The organism is Qipengyuania gaetbuli (assembly GCF_009827315.1).
GTDB classification, from domain to species: Bacteria; Pseudomonadota; Alphaproteobacteria; order Sphingomonadales; family Sphingomonadaceae; genus Qipengyuania; species Qipengyuania gaetbuli.
Genome location: NZ_WTYF01000004.1, coordinates 1,356,922 through 1,378,020, shown reverse-complemented (window position 1 = coordinate 1,378,020; position 21,099 = coordinate 1,356,922). Strand labels below are relative to the sequence as shown.

Below are 21,099 nucleotides of genomic sequence, written 5' to 3'. Positions count from 1 at the left end.
GGTTTTTCCAAGATGCGTTACCTGCCGCTTACCGATGCCGACCGTTCGGCCATGCTGGAAAAGATCGGTGCACCCGATATGGATGCGCTGTTCGTAGACGTGCCGGAAGCGGCGCGCCTGTCCGGCCCGATCGAAGGCCTGCCGATGCACGCCAGCGAAATGGCGGTCGAAAAGCATATGCGGCAACTGTCGAAGAAGAACCTCGCAGCGGCCGATGCGGCCTTCTTCCTCGGGGCAGGGGCCTATCGCCACCACGTGCCGGCAAGCGTCGACCACATCATCCAGCGCGGCGAATTCCTCACCGCCTACACGCCCTACCAGCCGGAAATCGCGCAGGGCACGCTGCAGATGCTGTTCGAATTCCAGACGCAGGTGGCCCGCCTTTACGGCTGTGCGGTCGCCAATGCCTCGATGTACGACGGTTCGACCGCGTGCTGGGAAGCGGTGGCCATGGCCGGGCGCGTTACGCGCAAGAAGCGCGTCGTACTCTCGGGCGCGCTCCACCCCCACTATGCCGAGGTCGTCAAGACCATGGCGAAGTTCACCGAGGACGAGATCGCCCATGCGCGCCCGGCACTGCAGGCTCACCCCGACAATGACGGCCTGATCGCGCGGATCGACGACCAGACCTCCTGCGTCGTGGTCCAGTATCCCGACATCCTCGGTCGCCTGCCCGACCTGCAGCAGATCGCCGATGCCGCGCATGAAAAGGGCGCGCTGCTGATTGTCGTCAACACCGAACCGGTGGCGCTGGGGGCGATCAAATCTCCGGGTGAGCAGGGTGCGGATATCGTTGTGGGCGAAGGCCAGTCGATCGGCGTGGGCCTCCAGTTCGGCGGTCCCTACCTCGGCCTTTTTGCGGTGCGCGATCCCAAGCACGTGCGCCAGATGCCCGGCCGCCTGTGCGGCGAGACTGTCGATGCCGAGGGCAAGCGCGGCTTCGTGCTTACCCTTTCGACCCGCGAGCAGCACATCCGCCGCGAGAAGGCGACGAGCAACATCTGCACCAACTCGGGCCTCTGCGCGCTCGCATTCAGCGTCCACATGACGCTGCTCGGCGAGAAGGGCCTGCGCCGCCTGGCGATGGAAAACCACCGCCTCGCCTGCCACGCCGCCGACCGGCTGGCCAAGGTCCCCGGCGTGAGCGTGCTCAACGACAGCTTCTTCAACGAATTCACCGTCCGCCTCGGCCAGGACGCGCGCAAGGTCGTGCGCAAGCTGGCCGACCGCGGCATTCTCGGCGGCGTGTCGCTGGGCCGGCTTTATCCGGACAACGAGGAACTGGCCGACGGCCTGCTGGTCGCGGTCACCGAAACCACCACGGAGGAGGACGTCGAAACCCTTGCCTCCGCGCTCGAGGAGGTGCTCGCATGAACGCGCCCAACCAGTCCGGCTGGAAGCCCGGCACCCCTGTCCAGGACCACAACGCTATGAGCGGCCCCGACACCGTGACCGGCAACCGTGCGCTGATGCTCGAAGAGCCGCTGCTGTTCGAAATCGGCCATGTCGAGACGACCGGCGTTGACCTGCCCGAACCTTCCGGCGCTGCCACGCGCCTCGGCGATCTGGAGCGTGCGGCAGCGATCGGCCTGCCCGGCCTGTCCGAGCCGGAAACCGTGCGCCACTACACGCGCCTCTCGCGCCAGAACTACGCCATCGATCTCGGCCTCTTCCCGCTCGGAAGCTGCACGATGAAGCACAATCCGCGCCTCAACGAGAAGGTCGCGCGGATGCCCGGCTTCGCCGATGTCCATCCGCTCCAGCCGGTGCAGACCGTGCCTGGTGCGCTGGAAGTCATCAACGAGCTCGCTCACTGGCTGATCGAGCTGACCGGCATGCACGGCGTCGCGATGAGCCCCAAGGCAGGCGCGCATGGCGAACTGTGCGGGATCCTGTGCATTCGCGCCGCTCTCGAAGCGCGCGGCGATGCGCGCAAGGTCGTGCTGGTGCCCGAAAGCGCCCATGGCACCAATCCCGCCACCGCCGCCTTTGCCGGCTACGAGGTGGAAGACATCCCCGCGACCCCGGAAGGGCGCGTCGACCTGGAGGCCCTGAAGGCCCGCCTCGGCCCCGACGTTGCCGCGGTGATGATCACCAATCCCAACACCTGCGGCCTGTTCGAGCGCGACATGAAGGCGATCTCGGACGCGGTGCACGCGGCGGGCGGGTTCGTCTATTGCGACGGCGCGAACTTCAACGCCATCGTCGGCAAGGTCCGCCCCGGTGACCTCGGCGTCGATGCGATGCACATCAACCTGCACAAGACTTTCTCCACCCCGCATGGCGGCGGCGGCCCGGGTTCGGGCCCGGTGGTGCTGTCCGAGGCCCTGTCGCCCTTCGGTCCGCTGCCGTTCACGGCGCGCACTGCCGACGGAGTGGTCCACCTCGTCGAGGAAGAGAACGCTGCCGATTACGGCCATGTGCAGGCCTTCGGCCGCATGACCGCCTTCCACGGGCAGATGGGCATGTTCACCCGCGCGCTGACCTATATCCTCAGCCACGGCGCGGACGGTCTCAAGCAGGTGGCGGAAGACGCGGTCCTCAACGCCAACTACATCCTGCGTAGCCTAGACGACGTGCTCGATGCACCTTTCGGGCCGAGCGGCCCGTGCATGCACGAGGCGCTGTTCTCGGACGACGGTTTTGCAGAGGGCCTCTCGACGCTCGATCTCGCCAAGGCGCTGATCGACGAGGGCTACCACCCGATGACCATGTATTTCCCGCTGGTGGTGCATGGCGCGATGCTGGTGGAGCCGACCGAGACCGAGAGCAAGGCGGCGCTCGACCAGTTCATCATGGCGCTGCGCAGCGTTGCGGAACGGGCGAAGGCGGGTGACGAGACGATGAAGACCGCGCCGCACTACGCGCCGCGTCGCCGCCTCGACGAAACCCAGGCCGCCCGCAAGCCGGTGCTCGCCTGGAACGACCCGAACATGGCCTGACCGGTCAGCTGCGTTCGCGCAGCAACCGGTCGGTGACCTCCCAGGTGCGCCGGTTGTCGACGTCGATGGCGCATGTGCCGCTCGACATGACGACCGGTTCCATCTTCAGTCCCATGCGGCGGCCGACCTGGCCGAACAGCTTCTCGCGCGTGCCGTTGCCGAGGTAGAAGCGGATCAGGTTCATGAAGCCGAAGGCCTGCGCGATGCGCATCGGGTGCTTCACGAACTGCCCGCCGCCGCGCATGACTTCGGCAGCCTTCAGCGCCTTTTCGCTGCCGACCCAGTAGGTGTTGCAATTGGAAAAGCCACCATCGGCGAACTGGTAGAATTTCGCCTGTCCGCGCGGATCGGCGGCCTGCACGTCTTCCTTGCGGGCGAGGGCGGCGCCGGCGTCGGCTCCGGCGGACAGCGCTTTGGCGATGAATTCGGAATAATCTTCGGCCCGCCACAAGCAGTTGTCGGCGGTGGTGACGACAAGCGGGAACGAGGCTCCTTCCGCGCCTGCAAAGATACTGTCGACGAGATTGTGTGCGCCGGTCCGGAAAGTGAGGCGGCCTTGCGCGACCAGCGCCGCGACCGCATCGATTGCAGCGATTTCGTCAGGCTCGTGCGCGACCACGCGGATGCTGCTCACCTCGGGGCAATGCGCCAGGGCAGTGACCACGTGTTCGATCAGCGGCTTTCCCGCGACCGGGACGACGCATTTTTGCGCGACACCCGCCGCCTCGGCCAAGGGGTCGAGCGCTCCCGAGCGCTTGCCGGCCAGGACCAGAGCAGTGACTTTTTGGTTCTCGTTCAGGCTCATAATGTGGCTCTAACCAGCAACAGGCCTCTTGTCATGACCTGTGCCGACGGGCAGCGAGAGCGTCATGCGGATCATCTTCAGCAGGAAGGGCTTCGATAGCGCGGCAGGCGGAGGACCTTCGCCTATCGTGGGCGGCGCGCCTGTCAGCCTGCCGATCCCCGCTGGCGCGGCTTCGGATACGACGTATGGCGATCTCGGCCTTGGCGACCATGCCCACGCGGCAAGCCGCGGCCGGTATGGCGCGCAGGAGGCCTGCCACCACGATCCCATGTTCGTGGAGAAAGGACGCTGCCTGTTCGGCCAGGTCGGGGCGGCACAAACCCATCTCGAAAACCGCGGCGTGGGAGTGGGGGACGTGTTCCTCTTCTTCGGCCTCTTCCGCGAAAATGGCGGCGATCCGCACCACCGGATTTTCGGCTTTCTCGAGATCGAGGACATCATCCCGCTCGCTGGCGGAGCGCCCGATTGGCTGGTCGAACGCGGCCATCCGCACGCGCTCGCCATGCATGGCAGCAACGACACCGTCTATTCGGGACACGGGCAGGTAGCGGCGCGGGCGAGCGATGCCTTGCGGCTTACGGTGCAAGAAGGACCGCCATCGATCTGGCACCGGCCGGCGTGGCTGAAGCCCGGCGGCCTGAGCTATCACGACCGGCCCGATCGCTGGCTGCGCGGAGGCCGCCTGCGCAGCGTCGCGCGCGGGCAGGAATTCGTGGCCGATATCGGACGCCGGAAAGCGCCGCGAGACTGGCTCGCGGCGATCATCGAGGAAATCAGAGGGTCTTGATCACTGCCGAGAAATCGAGTGCGCCGTTCTGCTCGGCAAAAGCCTCGTAGATCTCCGCCGCCTGCGAACCAAGGACGGTCGTCGCATCGACGCTGGCAGCGGCCTCCATCGCGAGCCGCAGGTCCTTGAGCATCAGCGCGGTGGCAAATCCGCCCTGGTAGTCATTGTCCGCCGGGCTCTGCACGCCAACGCCGGGTAGCGGCGTGTAGGCATTGAGCGACCAGTTGTAGCCGCTCGACACGCTGGAAATCTCGTAGAACTTCTGCGGGTCGAGGCCGAGCTTCTTCGCCATGGTCATGGCCTCGGCAGTGCCGATCATGGTGATGGCGAGCAGCATGTTGTTGCAGATCTTGGCAGTCTGGCCCGCACCTGCATCGCCTGCGTGGATCACGGCCTTGCCCATTGGGTCGAGCACTTCGCTGGCGCGCTGGAACGCCTTGTCGGTGCCACCGACCATGAAGGTGAGCGTGCCGCCATTGGCTGCCGCGATACCGCCCGAAACGGGCGCGTCGACCATGTCGTATCCGGCTGCCTCCGCCTTAGCGATGACTTCCTTTGCGGTGGCGACATCGATGGTCGAGCAGTCGAGCAGGACCGCGCCTGCCGGTGCCTTGCCGATCACGCTGCCTTCGTAGACCGATTTCACGATCCCGCCATTGGGCAGCATGGTCACGACGCCGTCGACGCCCTGCACGGCCTCGCTGGCATCGGTGAAGGTCGCGCAGCCATTCTCCTTGGCCGCTGCAAGCGCCGCTTCGGACAGGTCGAATGCGTTCACCTCGTGCCCCGCCTTGACGAGGTTCGCGGCCATCCCGCCGCCCATGTTGCCGAGGCCGATGAAGGCGATTTTCATTTGAGCATTTCCTTCTTCAAATTCCGCCCGACCGCAGCGCCGAACAGTGCGGGAAGTCCTGTCGCGGTCCCATAGAGCGCACCTAGCATCGCAATCAGCCATATCGCATCGGCGGGCTGGTCCGGGATCGTCCAGTCCAGGATGAAAAGGCCGACAAATACTACGCCGAATACCCCGACACCGATAGAGCGCACCGGCCGTTGGGTGAACCAGGCAAGCACGTAACCGATTACGAAGCCTATGATCGCAAGGATGAGAAAGAAGTAGGGCGGGAATATGAGCATGTGCTCTGTCCCTTACCTACCCTTCCACTTGCCCTCGCGCTTTTCGATGAAGGCGGCCATGCCTTCCTGCTTGTCCTCGCTCGCGGTGAGGATCTGGAAGATGCGGCGCTCGACTATCAGGCCCTGGTCCAGGCTCGTCTCGAATGCTGCGTTGACCATTTCCTTGTTCGCGATGGCTGCCATGGGCGGCATGGCAGCGATCTGCGCGGCGGTCTTCATGGCTTCGTCGAGCAGGCTGTCATGCGGCACGACGCGTGCGACGAGGTTGCTGCGCTCTGCTTCCTCGGCGCCCATCATGCGGCCGGTGAGGCACATCTCCATGGCCTTCGACTTGCCGATGGCGCGGGTCAGGCGCTGGCTGCCGCCCATGCCGGGTGCCACGCCCAGCTTGATTTCGGGCTGGCCGAACTTGGCGTTCTCGCTCGCAATGATGAAGTCGGCCATCATGGCGAGCTCGCACCCGCCGCCCAGCGCGAAGCCGTTGACCGCGGCAATCCACGGCTTGCGGGTCTTCTTGACGATCTCGCTCGTCCACGGGCTGAAGAAATCGTCGAGGTAGAAATCGGCCGCCGCTTTCTCGCTCATTTCCTTGATGTCGGCGCCGGCGGCAAAGGCCTTGTCGCCCGATCCGGTCAGGACCGCGCACAGCTGGCTGGCATCGGCCTGGTAGGCGGCTAAAGCCTCGATCAGTTCTTCGAGCACCTTGCTGTTGAGTGCATTGAGCGCCTGCGGGCGGTTCAAGGTGATCAGCGTGACGGCGTCGCGCTGTTCGACGGTGATGGTCTCGTAGTTTGAGGTTGTAGGGCTCATAGGGGTTTCCATTCCTCGTCTGCGGGAAGCGGGGCGAAGATCTGATCGAGCAGTTCATCGCTCACGCCCTCGGGCGTCGCCGGATCCCATTTGGGGTCGTTCGTCTTGTCCACGATCACCGCGCGCACGCCCTCGGCAAAATCAGGGCGAGTCAGGACGCGGGAAGCGATGCGGTACTCCATCGCCATGTTGTCGGCGAAATTGTCGAGATTTTGACTTTCGGCCAATTGGCGCAGCGCAACCTTGCAGGTTTGCGGGCTTTTCGTGCCGAGCGTCGCCAGTTCCTTGGCCGCCCAGTCGCTGTCGTCCGCCTCGAGGCTGGCGAGGATATCCTCGTAGCGGTCGGAGGCGAAATGCTTGGCGATCTTGTCGGCATTGCCCTCGATCCGGGCCGGTGGGGGCGTCACCGAAAGCTCCGAAAGGATGCCGGCGATGCGGCCCGGGTGCTCGATGATGCGGGCCTTCGCCTCGGGCAGTTTCTCGGCCGGGAGGTAGTGCGTTGCGATGCCCGCCCACAGGCATTCGGCCCCGTCGAGCCGCGCGCCGGTCAGCGCGAGGAACTGGCCGAGCCGTCCGCCGAGGCGCGAAAGGTGCCAGCCGCCGCCAACGTCCGGGAACAGGCCGATGCCCGTCTCCGGCATGGCGAAGCGGGTGTGTTCGGTCGCGACGCGGTATTTGGCAGGCAGGGCGATGCCCACGCCGCCGCCCATGGTGATGCCGTCCATGAAAGCCACGATCGGCTTGTCATAGGTCATCATCTGGTGGTTGAGCTGGTACTCGTCGTGGAAGAAGGCGCGGCCCGATGCGCCGCCGTCGTTCAGCGCAGAATTGCGCAGCAGGTTGATGTCCCCGCCCGCGCAGAAGCCGCGTCCCTCTGCATGGTCGAGCACCACGGCCTCGACGGCGTCGTCGCCCGCCCATTCCCTCAGCGCCGCGCTCATCGCGTGGCACATGTCGAGCGTCAGCGCGTGCAGCGCCTTGGGTCGGTTCAGCGAAAGGTGGCCGACCGCGCCGTGGCGGTGAATGTTGATATCGTCGGTCATTGGCGAAGCAGGTCCCGTCCCACGATCATGCGCATCACCTGGTTGGTGCCTTCGAGAATCGAATGCACCCGCAGGTCGCGCCAGAAGCGCTCGATCGGGTATTCGCGCAGGTAGCCGTAGCCGCCGAACAGCTGGAGCGCGTTGTTGACCACGTTCGATCCGCTGTCGGTCGCAAGGCGCTTGGCCATGGCGGAGTACTTGCTCTTGTCCGGCGCGCCGTCGGTCACCTTGGCTGCGGCGAGGTAGAGCAGGGCGCGGGCCGCTTCCAGCTCGGTCGCCATATCGGCGAGCATGAACTGCGTGTTCTGGAAATCCGCGATCGGCGTGTCGAACTGCTTGCGGTCCTTGGTGTATGCTACCGCTTCGTCGAGACAGCGCTGCGCCCCGCCCAATGAACAGGCGCCGATGTTCAGGCGGCCGCCGTCGAGGCCCATCATGGCAAAGCGGAAGCCCTCGCCTTCGTCACCCACGCGGTTGGCGACGGGTACGCGCGCATCCTCGAAAATGACCTGCGCGGTGGGCGAGGCATTCCAGCCCAGCTTCTTCTCCGGCTTGCCGAAGGACATGCCGGGCGTGTCCTTGTCGATCACAAGGCAGGTTATGCCCTTGGTCTTGTGGTCGGAGGTGCGGACCATCGTCACGTAGACGTCGTTGAAGCCGCCGCCCGAAATGAACTGCTTGGTGCCGTTGAGGACGTAGTGGTCCCCATCGAGCCGGGCGCTCGTCTTGAGCCCTGCCGCGTCCGAGCCGCTGCCCGGTTCGGTGAGCGCATAGCTTGCGATCTTGTCCATGGTAACGAGGTCGGGAAGGTATTTCGCCTTCACTTCCGCGCCGCCGAACTGGTCGATCATCCATGCTGCCATGTTGTGGATCGAGATGTAGGCGCTCGTCGCCGGGCAGCCATAGGCCATGGCTTCCATGATCAGTGCCGCCTCGAGCCGGCCGAGGCCGATGCCGCCGCTTTCTTCCGACACGTAGATCGCCCCGAAGCCGAGCTCGGCGCTCTGCTGGATCACGTCGCGCGGGAAGTGCGATTTCTCGTCCCATTCCGCGGCGTGCGGGGTGATGTTGTCGGCGGTGAAACGCTGCGCCATCTCCTGGATCGCGAGCTGTTCTTCGGTGAGCTGGAATTGTCCTGTCATGGCCCGCGCTCTAGCGCCGCTGGAGGCCCGAGGGAAGGGGGGCGCCTCCTCGCACGCGAACGATTGCCGGGCAGTGCGGCCCCGCTTTCCAATCACTGCTGTACGCACTCGGACAAGCTAGCTTTGTTGCCCTCGCATTTCGGGCCGATTCCCGGCGTTCGATATTGCGCCAGATCAATGTCGCAGCCCGGTTTGCACCTAGTCTGGACAGGCCCCCCACAGGGGGCGTTGCTGGCCAGAATTGGCCTGAAGGAGAACCAGTGATGCGCAAGAATATGGGATCGCTCGACAAGACCGCCCGCCTGATTGCCGCGGTCGTCCTCGTGGCGCTTGCAGCGATCGGAACGATCACCGGCCTGTTCGCCACCATAGCCTACGTGGTGGCGGCGATTTTCGTGGTGACGAGCCTCGTCTCGTTCTGCCCGGCCTACCTGCCCTTCGGAATCAGCACCTGCAAGACTGGCTAGGCGCCGCCCGAGCTTCCGTCGCCGAGGATTGCCTCGGCCTCGATCTCGACGCGCCATTCGCTGCGGCATAGCCACGCGGCTCCGACCATCGTCGCTGCAGGGCTCGCCGCACCGAAAAAACGGGCGTGGACCTCGCCCACCGCGTCCTGGTCGGCCGGGTCGGTCAGAAACATTCGGGTGCGCACCACGTCTGCGGCCGTGCCGCCGAGTTCCTCGATAGCGCGCAGGATCAGCGTGCAGCAGCGCGCGGCCTGTTCCGTAGCGCCGCCTTGTGTCGAGGAGCCGTCATCCTCGACCGGTCCGGTCCCGGCGACGGTGATGCGGTTGCCGGTGCGCACCGCGCGCGCGAACCCGAACTGTGCTTCGTAGGGTGAGCCGGTGAAGGCGTGCCGCCGCTCGCTCACCCGCAGGTGACTTCGGTGATCTTCATGTCGCGGTCGTAGCGCACGTTCACCCGGTCGGGGCGGTAATCCATCGTCCAAGCCGATTCGGGCGGCCCCCAGCGCAGCGACTGCGCGCCGCTGTCCTTGAGGATCGCAGCGCCCATGCCCTGGCTGGCGGTGTGGCCGATGTGGCCCTGTGCCGCCGCCGCATTGCACGAACCTTCGGCGCGGGCGGCGGGCAGGTCGTCTGCGCCGCTCGTCGTGGCGCAGGCGGCAAGGGGAAGGGCGGTCATCGCAGCGAAAATCAGGCGCATCTCATTCTCCTTGGCTATCGCACCGCATGAGCGGCATGGGCTCGAATTGCTCCTCGTTCACTGAACGCGGGGTGAGTATGGTCGCGTTTTCGCTCAGCGTAAACTGGCGCGCCATTTCCCATTTCTCGCCTTCGCCCTCCATCGCGAGCGAGACGACGATGCGGTCCGGATTGTCGATCTCGACCCGCGTAACCTCGCCGCGCGCCTCGTAGAAAGCGATCGACTTGGGCGCGATCTCGATGCGCAGGTCCGACGCAGGGTCGCAGGTGCCCTCGACATAGTCCCAGATGCCGCGGTAGGCCTCGGGAATATCGTCCGAGACAAGGGCACCCGGAGGGGGCGTCGCGCCGTCGCCGATGCCGCCACCGGGTTCGACCGGCATGGCAGCATCGCCGCCGTCCTGCCTGTCCGTATCCCGCACGGGGTCAGAGCAGGCCGCCAGGAGCAGCAGCGGGGCGGCGGAGAGCAGGAAGCGCATCGATATCTCCTTGAAAACGCTTCCTTCCAACGCTCTGCGGCCGGTTCTTATCCCATGGTCGGGATGACGAAGGCGTTTGACCCGTCACCGCCGCCATCCGGCCAGCGCTGGGTGACTTTCTTGGCCTTGGTCCAGAACTTCAGGCCTTCCATGCCGTACTGGTCGATGTCGCCGAAGCCCGAACGCTTCCAGCCGCCGAAGCTGTGATAGCTGACCGGCACCGGGATCGGCACGTTAATGCCGACCATGCCGACATTCACGCGGCTCGCGAATTCGCGCGCGGCGTGGCCGTTGCGGGTGAAGATCGCGACGCCGTTGCCGTATTGGTGCTCGCTCGGCAGGCGGACGGCGTCCTCGAAATCCTTGGCACGCACGATCTGGAGCACGGGGCCGAAGATCTCTTCCTTGTAGCTGTCCATGTCGGTGGTGACACGGTCAAGCAGCGTCGGACCGACGAAGAAGCCGTTCTCGTGGCCCTGCAGGCTGAAGCCGCGACCGTCGATGACGACTTCGGCGCCTTCCTTCTCGGCCGTGTCGATCCAGCCTTCGACGCGCGCCTTGTGCTCCGGCGTAACTACGGGTCCGTAATGCGCATCGGGATCGTTGGAGACGCCAACGCGCAGCGCGTTGATGGCGGGGATCAGCTTTTCGCGCAGGCGGTTCGCCGTATCCTCGCCCACCGGCACCACGACGGGCAGCGCCATGCAGCGCTCGCCCGCCGAACCGAAGGCCGCGCCGGCCAGGTCGTTCACCACCTGGTCGAGATCGGCATCGGGCATTACGATGCCGTGGTTCTTCGCGCCGCCGAACGCCTGGACGCGCTTCGCATTGGCCGCGCCGCACGAGTAGATATACTGCGCGATGTCGGACGAGCCGACGAAACTGATCGCCGGGATATCGGGATGGTCGAGGATGGCATCGACCATTTCCTTGTCGCCGTGCACGACCTGCAGCAGCCCCTCGGGAGCGCCTGCCTCGAGCATCAGCTCGGCAAGGCGCACCGGCACGCTGGGGTCGCGTTCGGACGGCTTGAGGATGAAGGCATTGCCCGCCGCGATCGCCATGCCGAACATCCACATCGGGATCATCGCCGGGAAGTTGAACGGGGTGATGCCCGCACCGATGCCGAGCGGCTGGCGCATCGAATATACATCGATGCCGGGGCCTGCGCCTTGCGTGTATTCGCCCTTCAGCGCCTGCGGGATGCCGCATGCAAATTCGATCACTTCGAGGCCGCGCTGCACATCGCCATGCGCGTCTTCCACCACCTTGCCGTGTTCGCTCGATAGAAGTTCTGCCAGCTCCTGCTTGTTGGCTTCGACCAGCCGCTTGAATTCGAACATCACGCGCGCGCGCTTCTGCGGGTTGGTCGCGGCCCAGGCGGGCTGGACCTTCTTCGCCGCATCGACGGCCTGCTGCAGGAGGGCGGCATCGCCCAGCGCGACCTCGGCCTGGACCTCGCCAGTGGAGGGGTTCCAGATCTGGTGCTTGCGAACGGGAGCCGGGCTGTCGCCGACGATGAAATGGTCAACCTGACGCATGGGGGAATCCTCTCTCTTCTTGCCAGCGGCCTTGGCAAGGAGAGGCTCCGAAATCAACCGGTATCAAATGAAACCGCTCCTGATTTGCGCCTAGCCGACCGCTGCCATCATCTGCGCGCACAGGATCGCGCCGTATGTGCCCAAGGCATAGCCCAGAACGGCGAGCAGCACACCCACCGGCGCAAGGGCCGGGTGGAACGCGGCTGCCACCACCGGGGCCGACGCCGCGCCGCCCACGTTAGCCTTGCTGCCGACCGCCACGAAGAAAAACGGTGCCTTGATGAGCTTCGCCACGGCCAGCAGCAGGATGACGTGGAAGACCATCCAGATGAGGCCGACGGCCATGAAACCGGGCGCTTCGCCGAGCTGTGTCACGTCCATCTTCGTGCCGATGATCGCGACGAGGAGGAAGATGAACAGCGTGCCGAACTTGCTCGCGCCGACGCCTTCGAGCTCGCGGGCGCGGGTGAAGCTGGCGAGAAGGCCGAACGTGGTTGCAATGACCACGACCCAGAAGAACCCGCTTGCCAGCGTCGCGTCCTCGCCCTGCAAATCGGCGAAGAAGCCGCCAAGCGCATTGCCGACGAGGTGGCACAGGCCGACCACGGCCAGCGTCACGCCGAAGAGCAGGACATAATCGTTCGCCTTCGCCACGCGTTCGACCGAGCTGGTGTAATCGGCCATCTTGTCGCGCAGCGCGTCGATCGCGCTGCTGTCCGCGCCGAGCCAGCGGTCGACCTTTTCGCTCGCCCCTGCGCCGTAGAGCAGGAAGATCATCCAGATGTTCGCCACGATGATGTCGACCGCGATGAGCGCGGAATAGCGCTCGATATTGTAGCCGTAGACTTCGAGCATTGCGGTCTGGTTGGCGCCCCCGCCGATCCAGCTGCCGGCGAGCGTCGCAAGCCCGCGCCATGCGGCATTGTCACCCGTCCCGATGATCGAGGGGTCGAACTGTGCGACGATGAACAGCGCGACCGGACCGCCCAGCACGATGCCGAGCGTGGCGGTCAGGAACATGATGATCGCCTTGCTGCCGAGGCCGAGGATGCCTTTCAGGTCGATGCTGAGCGTCATCAGGAACAGGGCGGCAGGCAGGAAGAAGTCCTTCGCCACGGTCCACAGATTGCTTTCCGTGACGTCGATCAGGCCGAAGGTCACCATCAGAGAGGGGACGAGATAGCACACGAGGATGATCGGCACGAAGGTGTAGAACCTCTGCCAGCCCGGCCGGTCGCGCGTCGCGAAGACGAATGCCAGGACGACGCCCAGCAGGCCCAGGATGATCCGGTCGTCGGTAATCACGTATTGCTCTCCTCGGGGGAAATCCGGTCAGCCGGCTGCGAAAGTGCCAGTCTCGAAGAAATGGGCGATCTTCTTGCGCTGGGGCGTGATGTCGAAGCCCTTCTGCGCCAGCCAGCCATCGTCGAAGATCGTGTCGGCATAGCGCGCGCCGTCGTCGCACAGGATGGACACGATGGAGCCCTTGAGGCCGCGTTCGGCCATGTCGGCGGCAATCTTGGCGCAGGCCCAGACATTGGTCCCGGTCGATCCGCCGCAGCGCCTTCCCAGCCGTTCGCTCACCTCGTGCGCGGCGGCGATGGAGCATTCGTCACTGACCGCTTCCATGCGGTCGACCACGTCTGGCAGGAAGCTCGGCTCGACGCGCTGGCGGCCGATGCCCTCGATGCAGCCGGAAGGATGGTCGACGCGCTCGATCGACCGGTCGGCCCAGTGGCGGTGGAAGACCGAGCCTTCCGGATCGGCCACGCAGACGCGCGTGTCATGGCGGTTGTAGCGGGCGAAGCGGCCGATCGTGGCCGAAGTGCCGCCAGTGCCCGCACCGCAGACGATCCAGCGCGGCACCGGGTGGGGTTCGCGTGCCATCTGGGCGAAAATCGATTCGGCGATATTGTTGTTGCTGCGCCAGTCGGTCGCCCGTTCGGCAAAGGTGAACTGGTCGATGTAGTGACCGCCAAGCTCGTCAGCGAGCGACTGGGCCGCGTCGTACATCTCGCAAGGATTGTCGACGAAGTGGCACTTGCCGCCATGGAAGGCGATGGCATCGATCTTGGCCTGCGCGGTCGATTTGGGGACCACGGCGATGAAGGGCAGGCCCAGCATCCGGGCGAAATAGGCTTCGGATACGGCGGTAGACCCGCTCGATGCCTCGACGATGGGCGTGCCTTCGCAGATCCAGCCGTTGCACAGGCCGTAAAGGAACAGCGAGCGCGCCAGCCGGTGCTTGAGGCTGCCGGTCGGGTGGCTTGATTCGTCCTTCAGGTAAATCGCGATATCGGGCAGCGCTGGCACGGGCAGCGGGATCAGGTGCGTATCGGCCGAACGATTGAAGTCCGCCTCGATCCGTCCGATCGCCCAGTTCACCCATTCACGCTTGGTCGCCATGAGCCCCCTTCTATCGGCTAAACCGCGAAGGTGAACCCGCGCCGGCACCTTTTTCCGCCGCTGCCGGAATCGATTGACCGGGTCGCGCCATCCGTGGCAAGCGCCGCGCCGCCTCGCGGGTGTAGCTCAATGGTAGAGCAGCAGCTTCCCAAGCTGACGACGAGGGTTCGATTCCCTTCACCCGCTCCAGCGCCCCCGCACTTGCGCTTGCAAAGCGCCTGTCCCTCGCCAATGGTGGCGAAATGCAACCGGGTTTGGGGACAGCTTGAGCACTATCGCATCATCGGGCCCGGATTTCGACGGGACGCTGTTGGGGCGCTTCGGCGGTGAAAGGCCGCCTGCTGCGCCGTGGTTCCATGCGGCGATCGCGCAGGCACCCGAACGCGGCTTTTTCACCGTCGACGGCGCGAGCATCGAGCTGCTGACCTGGGGTGAGGTCGGCAAGCCCGGCCTGCTGTTCCTCCACGGCAATGCGGCGCATGCCGACTGGTGGAGCTTCATCGCGCCGCAATTCGCCGAGGACTATCGCTGCGCCGCAATTTCGTGGTCGGGGATGGGCAAGTCGGACTGGCGCGAGGCCTACGATATCCCGCTATTCGCAGCGGAAATCCATGCGGCGATCACGGCGGCGGGACTTTCCGCATCGGGCGCCCCGCCGGTGCTGATCGCACATTCTTTCGGTGGCTACCCCGCCCGCTACGTGAGCGCGTACAGCCCCGAAGCCATCATGGCCGCCATCCTGGTCGATTCGGCGCCGCCGCAGCCTGAGGGCGGGCCGCCGCCGCGGCTGGCGCAGGGGCGGAGCCGAAACCCGCGTTATCCCTCTCTCGCCGAGGCCTTGCGGCGGTTTCGCTTTCTGCCAGAACAGGACGCCGGCTTGCCAGAAATCATCGACTGGATGGCGCGCGGCGCGCTCCACGAAGTGGCCGAAAGCGACGACGATCCGGGCGGTTGGACCTGGCGCTTCGACCCGCAATTCTGGGCCAAGTTCGAACGCCGTGAATTCGACTCCCGTCAGCAGGCTCCGGTCGGGGTCATCTATGGCGAGCATTCCAAGCTCTTTCCCGAAGGCCGCATCGAGCAGCTGGTCGCCGGGGTCGAGGACTGCCGCTTCGTCACAAGAATTGCCGGTGCCCACCACCACGTCCTCGTCGATCACCCGCTCGAACTGGTGGCCGCGATCCGCGAGGGCCTGCCTAAACTGGCGTGATTCTACTTCGGCGGCATCCGGATCGCGCCGTCGAGGCGGAACTGGTGTCCGTTGATGTAGCTGTTGCGGGCGATTTCGCAGATCAGCGAAGCGAATTCCTCTGGGTGGCCGAGCCGTTTGGGGAAGGGCACGCTGGCGTTGAGCTGGTCCCACATCTGCGGGTTGCGATCCTTCATGCCCAGCATCAGCGGCGTCGCGAAAATGCCCGGCATGACCGAATTGACCCTGATGCCGAGGTCCATGAGATCGCGGGCCATCGGCAGGACGAGGCCGTTCACGCCCGCCTTGCAGCTGCCGTAGATGACCTGCCCGATCTGGCCGTCCTGCGCCGCCACGCTGGCGGTGAGCGTGATGCAGCCGCGCTCCCCGTCCTCATTCAGCGGTTCGGAGTTCGCCATGCCCAGTGCCGAATGGCTGGCGATGCGATAGGACGAGACGAGGATGCCTTCTGCCCCGAAAGCGTAATCCTCGGTCGAGAGGCGCTTGTAGCCGCCCGTTTCCTTGTCCCAGCCCAGCGTCTTGCCGCGGCGGCTGGTCATGGCGCAGTGGACCGTCACGCGTTCCTGCCCATGCGCCGCGCGGGCCGAGGCGAAACCGTCGACCACCGATTGTTCGTCGGTGATGTCGACATAGGCGAAGTGGCCGCCGATAGCCTCTGCATGGGCCTGGCCTGCTTCCTCGTTGACGTCGAAGATCGTCACCTTGAGGCCCAGGTCCGCCAGTGCGCTGGCGCTTGCCTTGCCCAGTCCCGATGCGCCGCCGGTCACCACTGCGGCCATGCCTTCGGTCAATTTCATCCGCCTCTCCTCTCGTGCTGTCATTTGCGAGTCACCCTGCTATCGCATGGCGAGGCCAGTCGGCCAATGGAGAGACTTTCGATGACCGCCCAGTTGCACCGCCGCCAGTTCCTGTCCGCTACTGCCACCGCTTTCGGAGCGCTCACGCTCAGCGGCTGCATGACCCGCGGTACGACGCAGGCGGTCGGATACGGCCCGCTCGTGCCCGATCCGGCGGGCCTCATCGACCTGCCGCAAGGCTTCACCTACCGGCTGCTATCGAGCCTCGACGACGCGATGAGCGACGGGGGCACGGTGCCCGACAAGGCCGACGGCATGGGCTGCCTGCCGCTGCCCAACGGCGAGATCGCGCTCGTGCGCAACCATGAGCTTGTCCCCACCGACGGGTCGGGCGGCACCATCCCGAGCGGCTATGACAAGGCAGCGGGCCAGTTCGTCCTGCCGGGCGGCACGACCACGCTGGTGCTCGACGCGAAGACGCTGGAAAAGAAGCGCGAATACCGCTCGCTTGCAGGGACGATCCGTAATTGCGCGGGCGGGATCACGCCCTGGGGCAGCTGGCTGACCTGCGAGGAATTCGTCAGCAAGCCCGACCAGATCGCCCCCGACAAGCTGGGCCGCGACCATGGCTGGGTGTTCGAAGTGCCCGCCGATGCCGAAGGTTTGGTCGATGCAGTACCGCTGAAGGCCATCGGCCGTTTCAACCACGAAGCCGCCTGTGTCGATCCCGTCACCGGATACGTCTATCTGACCGAGGACCGGCCGGATTCGGTGCTCTACCGCTACATCCCGAAAGTCGCGGGCAAGCTGGCCGAAGGCGGCAAGCTGCAGGCCATGGTCGTCGATGGCATCGCCGATACGCGCAATTTCGATACGCCACTCATGCCGGTGGGCCGCGATTTCGCGGTGCGGTGGATCGATCTCGACGATGTGGAGGCACCCGAAGACGACCTGCGCACCCGCGCCGCCCGCATGGGCGCCGCCGTCATCGCGCGGGGCGAGGGCATCCACATGGGCGAGAACGAGCTTTACGTCTGTTCGACCAGCGGCGGATTCGCCAAGTTCGGCCAGGTCTTCCGCCTCACTCCGGGCCGCGGGAAGGGCGCGGACCGTTTCTCCCTGTTCTTCGAGAGCGAGAGCCAGCACCAGTTCAATTACGGCGACAACCTGACAGTCGGGCCCAACGGCCATCTGATCGTTTGCGAGGATCAATACACGCCGGTCGTCGACAACCATCTGCGCGGTATCACGCCCGACGGCCAGCCCTACGACTTCGGACGCCTGCACCTGCAGACCGAACTGGCCGGCGGATGTTTTTCGCCCGATGGCAAATGGTTCTTCGTCAACGCCTATTCGCCGACCCGCACGATAGCGATCACCGGTCCCTGGGCCGCCTGACGGGCCAGCAATGAGCGCGTTCTTCTTAGCCTTTGTCGCCAGCTTCGTGCTGTCGGCAGGCGCGCGCGACCAGCTGCTAGTGGCGCATGTGCGGACGAAGCTGGGGCCCTCGACAGGTCTCCTCGCTACCGCGCTAGCCTGCGCGGCGCTGACCGGCGCGCTGGCCGGATGGGCGGGCGGCCGGCTTGCGGAAATGCTGTCGGTCAATGCGTCGCAGATGTTCGTTGCGCTGGCGCTGCTGCTGTCTGCAGCCGAGCTGGCATGGCCCATCCGTGGCCGGATGCCGGAAGAGCCGACCCGCTCGCTCGGCGCGGCTGCGCTCACGCTGATCCTGCGGCAGGCGACCGATGCGGCGCGCTTCGTCGTCTTCGCATTGGGGGCGGCGCTCGCCCTCCCGCACATGGCCGCGGCGGGAGGCGCAATCGGCGGAATCGCGGCCATGGCGACCGGCTATGCCTTGGGGCCGGGGCTTGCAAAATTGCCGCTGAGGGGCCTGCGACTTGGCCTTGCTTTCATGCTCGCAGTGATGGCTGTAACAATCGGATTATCCGTTCGCGGATTGATATCGTAATCGTCTGAAGCGATTAAAACGACCTAGATACACCATGAAACTCCCCGCTTGCCCGACCGTTGGTTGGACAAGACAGAAATCCGACAAAGGGGAAAAATCATGGCCGAAATCGGCAACAATTCGAAAGCCGGTCTCGTGACCGCTTTGAACGGCGCGCTGGCCGATACGCTGGCGCTCTACATGAAGACCAAGAACTTCCACTGGCACGTCGCCGGGCCGCGTTTCCGCGACCTGCACCTGCTGTTCGACGAACAGGCCGCCCAGCTGATCGGGACGGTCGACGCCATCGGCGAGCGCGTGCGCAAGAACGACGAATACACGCTCACCTCGATCGGGACGATCGCGAGCGAGACCAAGATCGCCGACCAGGACGACGTCACCATCACCGCTGATGCCATGGTAGCCGAACTGCGCGACGACAATCGCAAGCTTCACGACCGCTTGGCCAAGGTGAAGGAAGAAGCGGAGGCAGTCGGCGACAACGCCACCAGCGGCATCGTCGACGACTGGATCGACCAGACGGAGGAGCGCATCTGGTTCCTGAACCAGACCGCCAATTAAGGCCTTCGGAAAAAATACCAATTCAGGCCCGTTCGCACCTTGGGTGCGGACGGGTTTGCTGTATGTGACGGTCATGGCTGACGTAACGATCATCGAGAATGCGGACGACGGCGCGATTGCCGATTGGCTGGCGGCCCGCCTAGGAGAGGCACTGGCATCCACCGAAGGTCCGGTGACCATCACCGTCCCGGGTGGCTCGACCCCGTTCCCGATCATAGGCAAGCTGCTGGAAAGGGATCTCGACTTCGCGCGGCTGGTCGTCTGGCCGAATGACGACCGGATCGTGCCGGAAGACCATGCAGCCTCGAACACGGGCAAGCTGCGTGCCCTCTTCGAACCGGCAGGTGCCGAAGTGGTCACGCTGACCGAAATGGAAGCCGTGCCGCGTTTCGACCTTGCCTGGCTCGGCATGGGGGCGGACGGGCACATCGCCTCGCTGTTCCCCAACACCGACCCGCAGCTCGATGAAGCGCGCCGGATCGTGCGCCTCACGCCCGATCCGCTGCCGCCCGAGGCGCCCTTCGACCGGATCAGCCTGACGCTGCCGGCGCTGCTCGATTCCGCGCAGGTCGCATTCGTGATCCGCGGCGAGGACAAGCGCGCCGTGTTCGATGCCGCCGCTGCCGGTGCCAGCGACCTTCCCGTCGCCCGTTTCCTGTCGGGCGCGAGCCAGCCGATGACATGCTTCACCTGATCCCGGTTCCGGCCCACCGGTTCGCCCTTCGCATCGCCTATCGCATCCGCGCCATCGTGCGGCAGCGCACCGGCGTGAGCCGCGACGGTGTCAGCGTGATCGCACGCGATTTCGACGGGCAGATCCTACTGGTGCGGCACAGCTACGGCCCCGATTTCTGGTACTTCGTCGGCGGCGGGATCGACCGGGGCGAGACGCCCGAAGACGCCGCCCGGCGCGAATTGCGCGAGGAAGTGGGCTGCGAGATCAGCGCGCTCAAGCAGATCGGCACGATCGACGAAACGCTGTCGGGCGCAGCGCACACGGCGCATATCTTTTCGGGCGTGGTGAACGACGTGCCCAAGGCCGACGGGCGCGAGATCCTCGAAGCGCGGTTCTTCCCCACGCATTCGCTGCCCGAACCGCTCAGCCCGCGTACGCGCGCGCGGCTGGAGCTGTGGCGCCAGCGCGCGGATTAGAGCAGGCTGAGCTGCGCGTCGGGACGGGACGGTTCGTCCTCGCCGTCGCGCTGCAGTTTCGACAGGGTCAGGCCCATCAGCCGGATCGGCATGGGCAGCGGCAGGACTTCTTCCAGCAATGCGCGGCCGATGGCGGCGAATTCTTCCTTGCTCTCGATCGGCCTGTCGACCGTCTTTGCGCGGCTGAAGATCTGGAAGTCGGTGTACTTCATCTTCAGCGTGACCGTGCGCCCCTTCGCTTCGGCCCGTTCGATATAGCCCCAGACGATGTCGATGATGTCCTCCATCGTATCGCGCAGTTCGCTGCCCGATGACAGGTCGCGGCTGAAGGTGCGCTCGCCTCCGACCGACTTGCGGATACGGCTGGAGCGGACGGGCCTGAGGTCGATGCCCCTTGCTGCACGGTAGAGGTAATCTGCGAAGCTGCCGAAATGGGCGCGCAGCCACTCGATGTCTTTCGCGGCGAGGTCCGCACCGGTCTCGATGCCCAGCCGGTCCATCTTTTCCGCGCCCTTGGGCCCCACGCCGTGGAAGCGCCTGACGGGCAGCGCCTGGACGAATTCCGCGCCTTCCCCGGGACGAATCACGCACAGGCCGTCGGGCTTGTTTTGGTCGCTGGCGAGCTTGGCGAGGAACTTGTTGTAGGACACGCCCGCGCTCGCGGTCAGCTTTGTCTTGGCGCGGATTTCCTGCCGGATCAGTTCGGCAATGCGCGTTGCACTGCCGATACCCAGCTTGTCCTCGGTCACGTCGAGATAGGCCTCGTCGAGGCTCAGCGGTTCGACAAGATCGGTGTGGTGGCGGAAGATCGCGCGGATCTGCTGGCTGACCTCGCGATAGACATCGAAGCGCGATTTGCAGAAAATGAGGTCGGGGCACAGGCGCTTGGCCGTGACCGAGGGCATCGCGCTCCGCACGCCGAATTTGCGCGCTTCGTAGCTGGCGGCGGCGACCACGCCGCGTCCGCTCGATCCGCCGACCGCCACGGGCTTGCCGCGCAGTTCCGGATTATCGCGCTGCTCGACGCTGGCGAAGAAGGCATCCATGTCGACATGGATGATTTTCCTGAGGCCGTCGGCCTCCTCCTCATCGCTGCCTTGCGTGTCGCTCATGCAACATCAGATAGCGACATGGGTTGCAAAGCGGAACCTTGTG

General features: G+C 65.4%; 24 protein-coding genes and 1 tRNA gene. 11 read left to right on the top strand and 14 right to left on the bottom strand.

Annotation, left to right across the window (positions count from 1 at the left end; translation table 11 throughout):
• Positions 1–12 precede the first annotated feature (12 nt).
• The gene (gene gcvPA, locus GRI42_RS09200; protein ID WP_160608213.1) at positions 13–1,374 is read left to right on the top strand and encodes an aminomethyl-transferring glycine dehydrogenase subunit GcvPA; all 1,362 of its coding nucleotides are present in this window, start codon (positions 13–15) and stop codon (positions 1,372–1,374) included.
• Positions 1,371–2,942, top strand: a complete 1,572-nt coding sequence (gene gcvPB / locus GRI42_RS09195; protein WP_160608212.1) for an aminomethyl-transferring glycine dehydrogenase subunit GcvPB — start codon at positions 1,371–1,373, stop codon at positions 2,940–2,942. Before gcvPA ends, gcvPB begins: the two co-directional genes overlap by 4 nt.
• Positions 2,943–2,946: 4 nt before the next feature.
• Here the strand turns inward: gcvPB and GRI42_RS09190 are convergent, their stop codons facing one another.
• The gene (locus GRI42_RS09190) at positions 2,947–3,747 is read right to left on the bottom strand and encodes an NTP transferase domain-containing protein (RefSeq protein ID WP_160608211.1); all 801 of its coding nucleotides are present in this window, start codon (positions 3,745–3,747) and stop codon (positions 2,947–2,949) included.
• A 64-nt stretch (positions 3,748–3,811) separates the two neighbouring features.
• Here GRI42_RS09190 and GRI42_RS09185 point away from each other — a divergent pair, with 64 nt between their 5' ends.
• Entirely contained in the window at positions 3,812–4,534 is a 723-nt protein-coding gene (locus tag GRI42_RS09185) for an Nmad3 family putative nucleotide modification protein (protein ID WP_160608210.1), read from the top strand.
• Here GRI42_RS09185 and mmsB read toward each other — a convergent pair.
• From mmsB to GRI42_RS09160, 5 genes are read right to left on the bottom strand one after another with little or no spacing between them, the layout of a single operon-like run.
• A complete protein-coding gene (gene mmsB / locus GRI42_RS09180) occupies positions 4,521–5,387 on the bottom strand; it encodes a 3-hydroxyisobutyrate dehydrogenase (protein WP_160608209.1) in 867 nt (288 codons plus the stop codon). The genes GRI42_RS09185 and mmsB overlap by 14 nt on opposite strands.
• Positions 5,384–5,671 (bottom strand): hypothetical protein, encoded by a 288-nt coding sequence (locus GRI42_RS09175; RefSeq protein ID WP_160608208.1) that lies wholly within the window; start codon positions 5,669–5,671, stop codon positions 5,384–5,386. The genes mmsB and GRI42_RS09175 overlap by 4 nt, the downstream gene beginning before the upstream one ends.
• A gap of 12 nt (positions 5,672–5,683) precedes the next feature.
• On the bottom strand, positions 5,684–6,481 hold the full coding sequence (locus tag GRI42_RS09170; protein WP_160608207.1) for an enoyl-CoA hydratase-related protein: 798 nt from the start codon (positions 6,479–6,481) through the stop codon (positions 5,684–5,686).
• Positions 6,478–7,524, bottom strand: a complete 1,047-nt coding sequence (locus GRI42_RS09165; RefSeq protein WP_160608206.1) for an enoyl-CoA hydratase/isomerase family protein — start codon at positions 7,522–7,524, stop codon at positions 6,478–6,480. The genes GRI42_RS09170 and GRI42_RS09165 overlap by 4 nt, the downstream gene beginning before the upstream one ends.
• Complete coding sequence (locus GRI42_RS09160) at positions 7,521–8,666, bottom strand: acyl-CoA dehydrogenase family protein (RefSeq protein WP_160608205.1); 1,146 nt, start codon at positions 8,664–8,666, stop codon at positions 7,521–7,523. Before GRI42_RS09160 ends, GRI42_RS09165 begins: the two co-directional genes overlap by 4 nt.
• Positions 8,667–8,929: 263 nt before the next feature.
• Between GRI42_RS09160 and GRI42_RS09155 the strand changes: the two genes are divergently transcribed.
• Complete coding sequence (locus tag GRI42_RS09155; protein ID WP_160608204.1) at positions 8,930–9,133, top strand: YgaP family membrane protein; 204 nt, start codon at positions 8,930–8,932, stop codon at positions 9,131–9,133.
• On the opposite strand, the gene GRI42_RS09150 is transcribed toward GRI42_RS09155, so the two are convergent.
• The 6 genes from GRI42_RS09150 to GRI42_RS09125 form a co-directional block, all read right to left on the bottom strand.
• The gene (locus tag GRI42_RS09150; protein ID WP_160608203.1) at positions 9,130–9,537 is read right to left on the bottom strand and encodes a RidA family protein; all 408 of its coding nucleotides are present in this window, start codon (positions 9,535–9,537) and stop codon (positions 9,130–9,132) included. The two genes, GRI42_RS09155 and GRI42_RS09150, sit on opposite strands and share 4 nt — an antisense overlap.
• Entirely contained in the window at positions 9,534–9,830 is a 297-nt protein-coding gene (locus GRI42_RS09145; protein WP_160608202.1) for an I78 family peptidase inhibitor, read from the bottom strand. Before GRI42_RS09145 ends, GRI42_RS09150 begins: the two co-directional genes overlap by 4 nt.
• A 1-nt stretch (position 9,831) precedes the next feature.
• A complete protein-coding gene (locus GRI42_RS09140) occupies positions 9,832–10,308 on the bottom strand; it encodes a hypothetical protein (RefSeq protein ID WP_160608201.1) in 477 nt (158 codons plus the stop codon).
• A 47-nt stretch (positions 10,309–10,355) separates the two neighbouring features.
• Complete coding sequence (locus GRI42_RS09135) at positions 10,356–11,849, bottom strand: CoA-acylating methylmalonate-semialdehyde dehydrogenase (protein ID WP_160608200.1); 1,494 nt, start codon at positions 11,847–11,849, stop codon at positions 10,356–10,358.
• Positions 11,850–11,939: 90 nt separating this feature from the next.
• A complete protein-coding gene (locus GRI42_RS09130) occupies positions 11,940–13,154 on the bottom strand; it encodes a DUF819 family protein (RefSeq protein WP_160608199.1) in 1,215 nt (404 codons plus the stop codon).
• Positions 13,155–13,181: 27 nt separating this feature from the next.
• The gene (locus GRI42_RS09125) at positions 13,182–14,255 is read right to left on the bottom strand and encodes a PLP-dependent cysteine synthase family protein (RefSeq protein ID WP_160608198.1); all 1,074 of its coding nucleotides are present in this window, start codon (positions 14,253–14,255) and stop codon (positions 13,182–13,184) included.
• 115 nt (positions 14,256–14,370) lie between these two features.
• On the opposite strand from GRI42_RS09125, the gene GRI42_RS09120 reads away from it, so the two are divergent.
• Both GRI42_RS09120 and GRI42_RS09115 read left to right on the top strand, forming a co-directional pair.
• Positions 14,371–14,444 (top strand) — tRNA-Gly (locus GRI42_RS09120).
• A 76-nt stretch (positions 14,445–14,520) separates the two neighbouring features.
• Positions 14,521–15,465 carry an alpha/beta fold hydrolase gene (locus GRI42_RS09115; RefSeq protein ID WP_199800452.1) on the top strand — a complete coding sequence of 315 codons (945 nt, stop codon included), beginning with the start codon at positions 14,521–14,523 and terminating at the stop codon, positions 15,463–15,465.
• 2 nt (positions 15,466–15,467) lie between these two features.
• Here GRI42_RS09115 and GRI42_RS09110 read toward each other — a convergent pair whose 3' ends face one another.
• Complete coding sequence (locus GRI42_RS09110) at positions 15,468–16,262, bottom strand: SDR family oxidoreductase (protein ID WP_160608197.1); 795 nt, start codon at positions 16,260–16,262, stop codon at positions 15,468–15,470.
• Positions 16,263–16,343: 81 nt separating this feature from the next.
• On the opposite strand from GRI42_RS09110, the gene GRI42_RS09105 reads away from it, so the two are divergent.
• The 5 genes from GRI42_RS09105 to GRI42_RS09085 all read left to right on the top strand — a co-directional run bounded on the left by GRI42_RS09105 (position 16,344) and on the right by GRI42_RS09085 (position 19,944).
• Positions 16,344–17,660 (top strand): alkaline phosphatase PhoX, encoded by a 1,317-nt coding sequence (locus GRI42_RS09105; RefSeq protein WP_234033925.1) that lies wholly within the window; start codon positions 16,344–16,346, stop codon positions 17,658–17,660.
• Positions 17,661–17,670: 10 nt separating this feature from the next.
• Positions 17,671–18,231, top strand: a complete 561-nt coding sequence (locus tag GRI42_RS09100; RefSeq protein WP_160608195.1) for a hypothetical protein — start codon at positions 17,671–17,673, stop codon at positions 18,229–18,231.
• 99 nt (positions 18,232–18,330) lie between these two features.
• Positions 18,331–18,792 (top strand): Dps family protein, encoded by a 462-nt coding sequence (locus tag GRI42_RS09095; RefSeq protein ID WP_160608194.1) that lies wholly within the window; start codon positions 18,331–18,333, stop codon positions 18,790–18,792.
• A 73-nt stretch (positions 18,793–18,865) separates the two neighbouring features.
• Positions 18,866–19,486: a 6-phosphogluconolactonase gene (locus GRI42_RS09090; RefSeq protein ID WP_160608193.1), complete on the top strand. Its 621-nt coding sequence runs from the start codon at positions 18,866–18,868 to the stop codon at positions 19,484–19,486.
• On the top strand, positions 19,474–19,944 hold the full coding sequence (locus GRI42_RS09085) for an NUDIX domain-containing protein (protein ID WP_160608192.1): 471 nt from the start codon (positions 19,474–19,476) through the stop codon (positions 19,942–19,944). Before GRI42_RS09090 ends, GRI42_RS09085 begins: the two co-directional genes overlap by 13 nt.
• Here GRI42_RS09085 and dinB read toward each other — a convergent pair.
• A complete protein-coding gene (gene dinB / locus GRI42_RS09080) occupies positions 19,941–21,056 on the bottom strand; it encodes a DNA polymerase IV (protein ID WP_160608191.1) in 1,116 nt (371 codons plus the stop codon). The genes GRI42_RS09085 and dinB overlap by 4 nt on opposite strands.
• Between the last annotated feature and the right edge of the window lie 43 nt (positions 21,057–21,099).

Bases quoted from the DNA above. Each gene is read 5' to 3' on its own strand.
- gcvPA (WP_160608213.1), top strand. From the start codon at position 13: ATGCGTTACCTGCCGCTTACCGATGCCGACCGTTCGGCCATGCTGGAA.
- gcvPB (WP_160608212.1), top strand. From the start codon at position 1,371: ATGAACGCGCCCAACCAGTCCGGCTGGAAGCCCGGCACCCCTGTCCAG.
- GRI42_RS09190 (WP_160608211.1), bottom strand. From the start codon at position 3,747: ATGAGCCTGAACGAGAACCAAAAAGTCACTGCTCTGGTCCTGGCCGGC.
- GRI42_RS09185 (WP_160608210.1), top strand. From the start codon at position 3,812: ATGCGGATCATCTTCAGCAGGAAGGGCTTCGATAGCGCGGCAGGCGGA.
- mmsB (WP_160608209.1), bottom strand. From the start codon at position 5,387: ATGAAAATCGCCTTCATCGGCCTCGGCAACATGGGCGGCGGGATGGCC.
- GRI42_RS09175 (WP_160608208.1), bottom strand. From the start codon at position 5,671: ATGCTCATATTCCCGCCCTACTTCTTTCTCATCCTTGCGATCATAGGC.
- GRI42_RS09170 (WP_160608207.1), bottom strand. From the start codon at position 6,481: ATGAGCCCTACAACCTCAAACTACGAGACCATCACCGTCGAACAGCGC.
- GRI42_RS09165 (WP_160608206.1), bottom strand. From the start codon at position 7,524: ATGACCGACGATATCAACATTCACCGCCACGGCGCGGTCGGCCACCTT.
- GRI42_RS09160 (WP_160608205.1), bottom strand. From the start codon at position 8,666: ATGACAGGACAATTCCAGCTCACCGAAGAACAGCTCGCGATCCAGGAG.
- GRI42_RS09155 (WP_160608204.1), top strand. From the start codon at position 8,930: ATGCGCAAGAATATGGGATCGCTCGACAAGACCGCCCGCCTGATTGCC.
- GRI42_RS09145 (WP_160608202.1), bottom strand. From the start codon at position 9,830: ATGCGCCTGATTTTCGCTGCGATGACCGCCCTTCCCCTTGCCGCCTGC.
- GRI42_RS09140 (WP_160608201.1), bottom strand. From the start codon at position 10,308: ATGCGCTTCCTGCTCTCCGCCGCCCCGCTGCTGCTCCTGGCGGCCTGC.
- GRI42_RS09135 (WP_160608200.1), bottom strand. From the start codon at position 11,849: ATGCGTCAGGTTGACCATTTCATCGTCGGCGACAGCCCGGCTCCCGTT.
- GRI42_RS09125 (WP_160608198.1), bottom strand. From the start codon at position 14,255: ATGGCGACCAAGCGTGAATGGGTGAACTGGGCGATCGGACGGATCGAG.
- GRI42_RS09110 (WP_160608197.1), bottom strand. From the start codon at position 16,262: ATGAAATTGACCGAAGGCATGGCCGCAGTGGTGACCGGCGGCGCATCG.
- GRI42_RS09105 (WP_234033925.1), top strand. From the start codon at position 16,344: ATGACCGCCCAGTTGCACCGCCGCCAGTTCCTGTCCGCTACTGCCACC.
- GRI42_RS09100 (WP_160608195.1), top strand. From the start codon at position 17,671: ATGAGCGCGTTCTTCTTAGCCTTTGTCGCCAGCTTCGTGCTGTCGGCA.
- GRI42_RS09095 (WP_160608194.1), top strand. From the start codon at position 18,331: ATGGCCGAAATCGGCAACAATTCGAAAGCCGGTCTCGTGACCGCTTTG.
- GRI42_RS09090 (WP_160608193.1), top strand. From the start codon at position 18,866: ATGGCTGACGTAACGATCATCGAGAATGCGGACGACGGCGCGATTGCC.
- GRI42_RS09085 (WP_160608192.1), top strand. From the start codon at position 19,474: ATGCTTCACCTGATCCCGGTTCCGGCCCACCGGTTCGCCCTTCGCATC.
- dinB (WP_160608191.1), bottom strand. From the start codon at position 21,056: ATGAGCGACACGCAAGGCAGCGATGAGGAGGAGGCCGACGGCCTCAGG.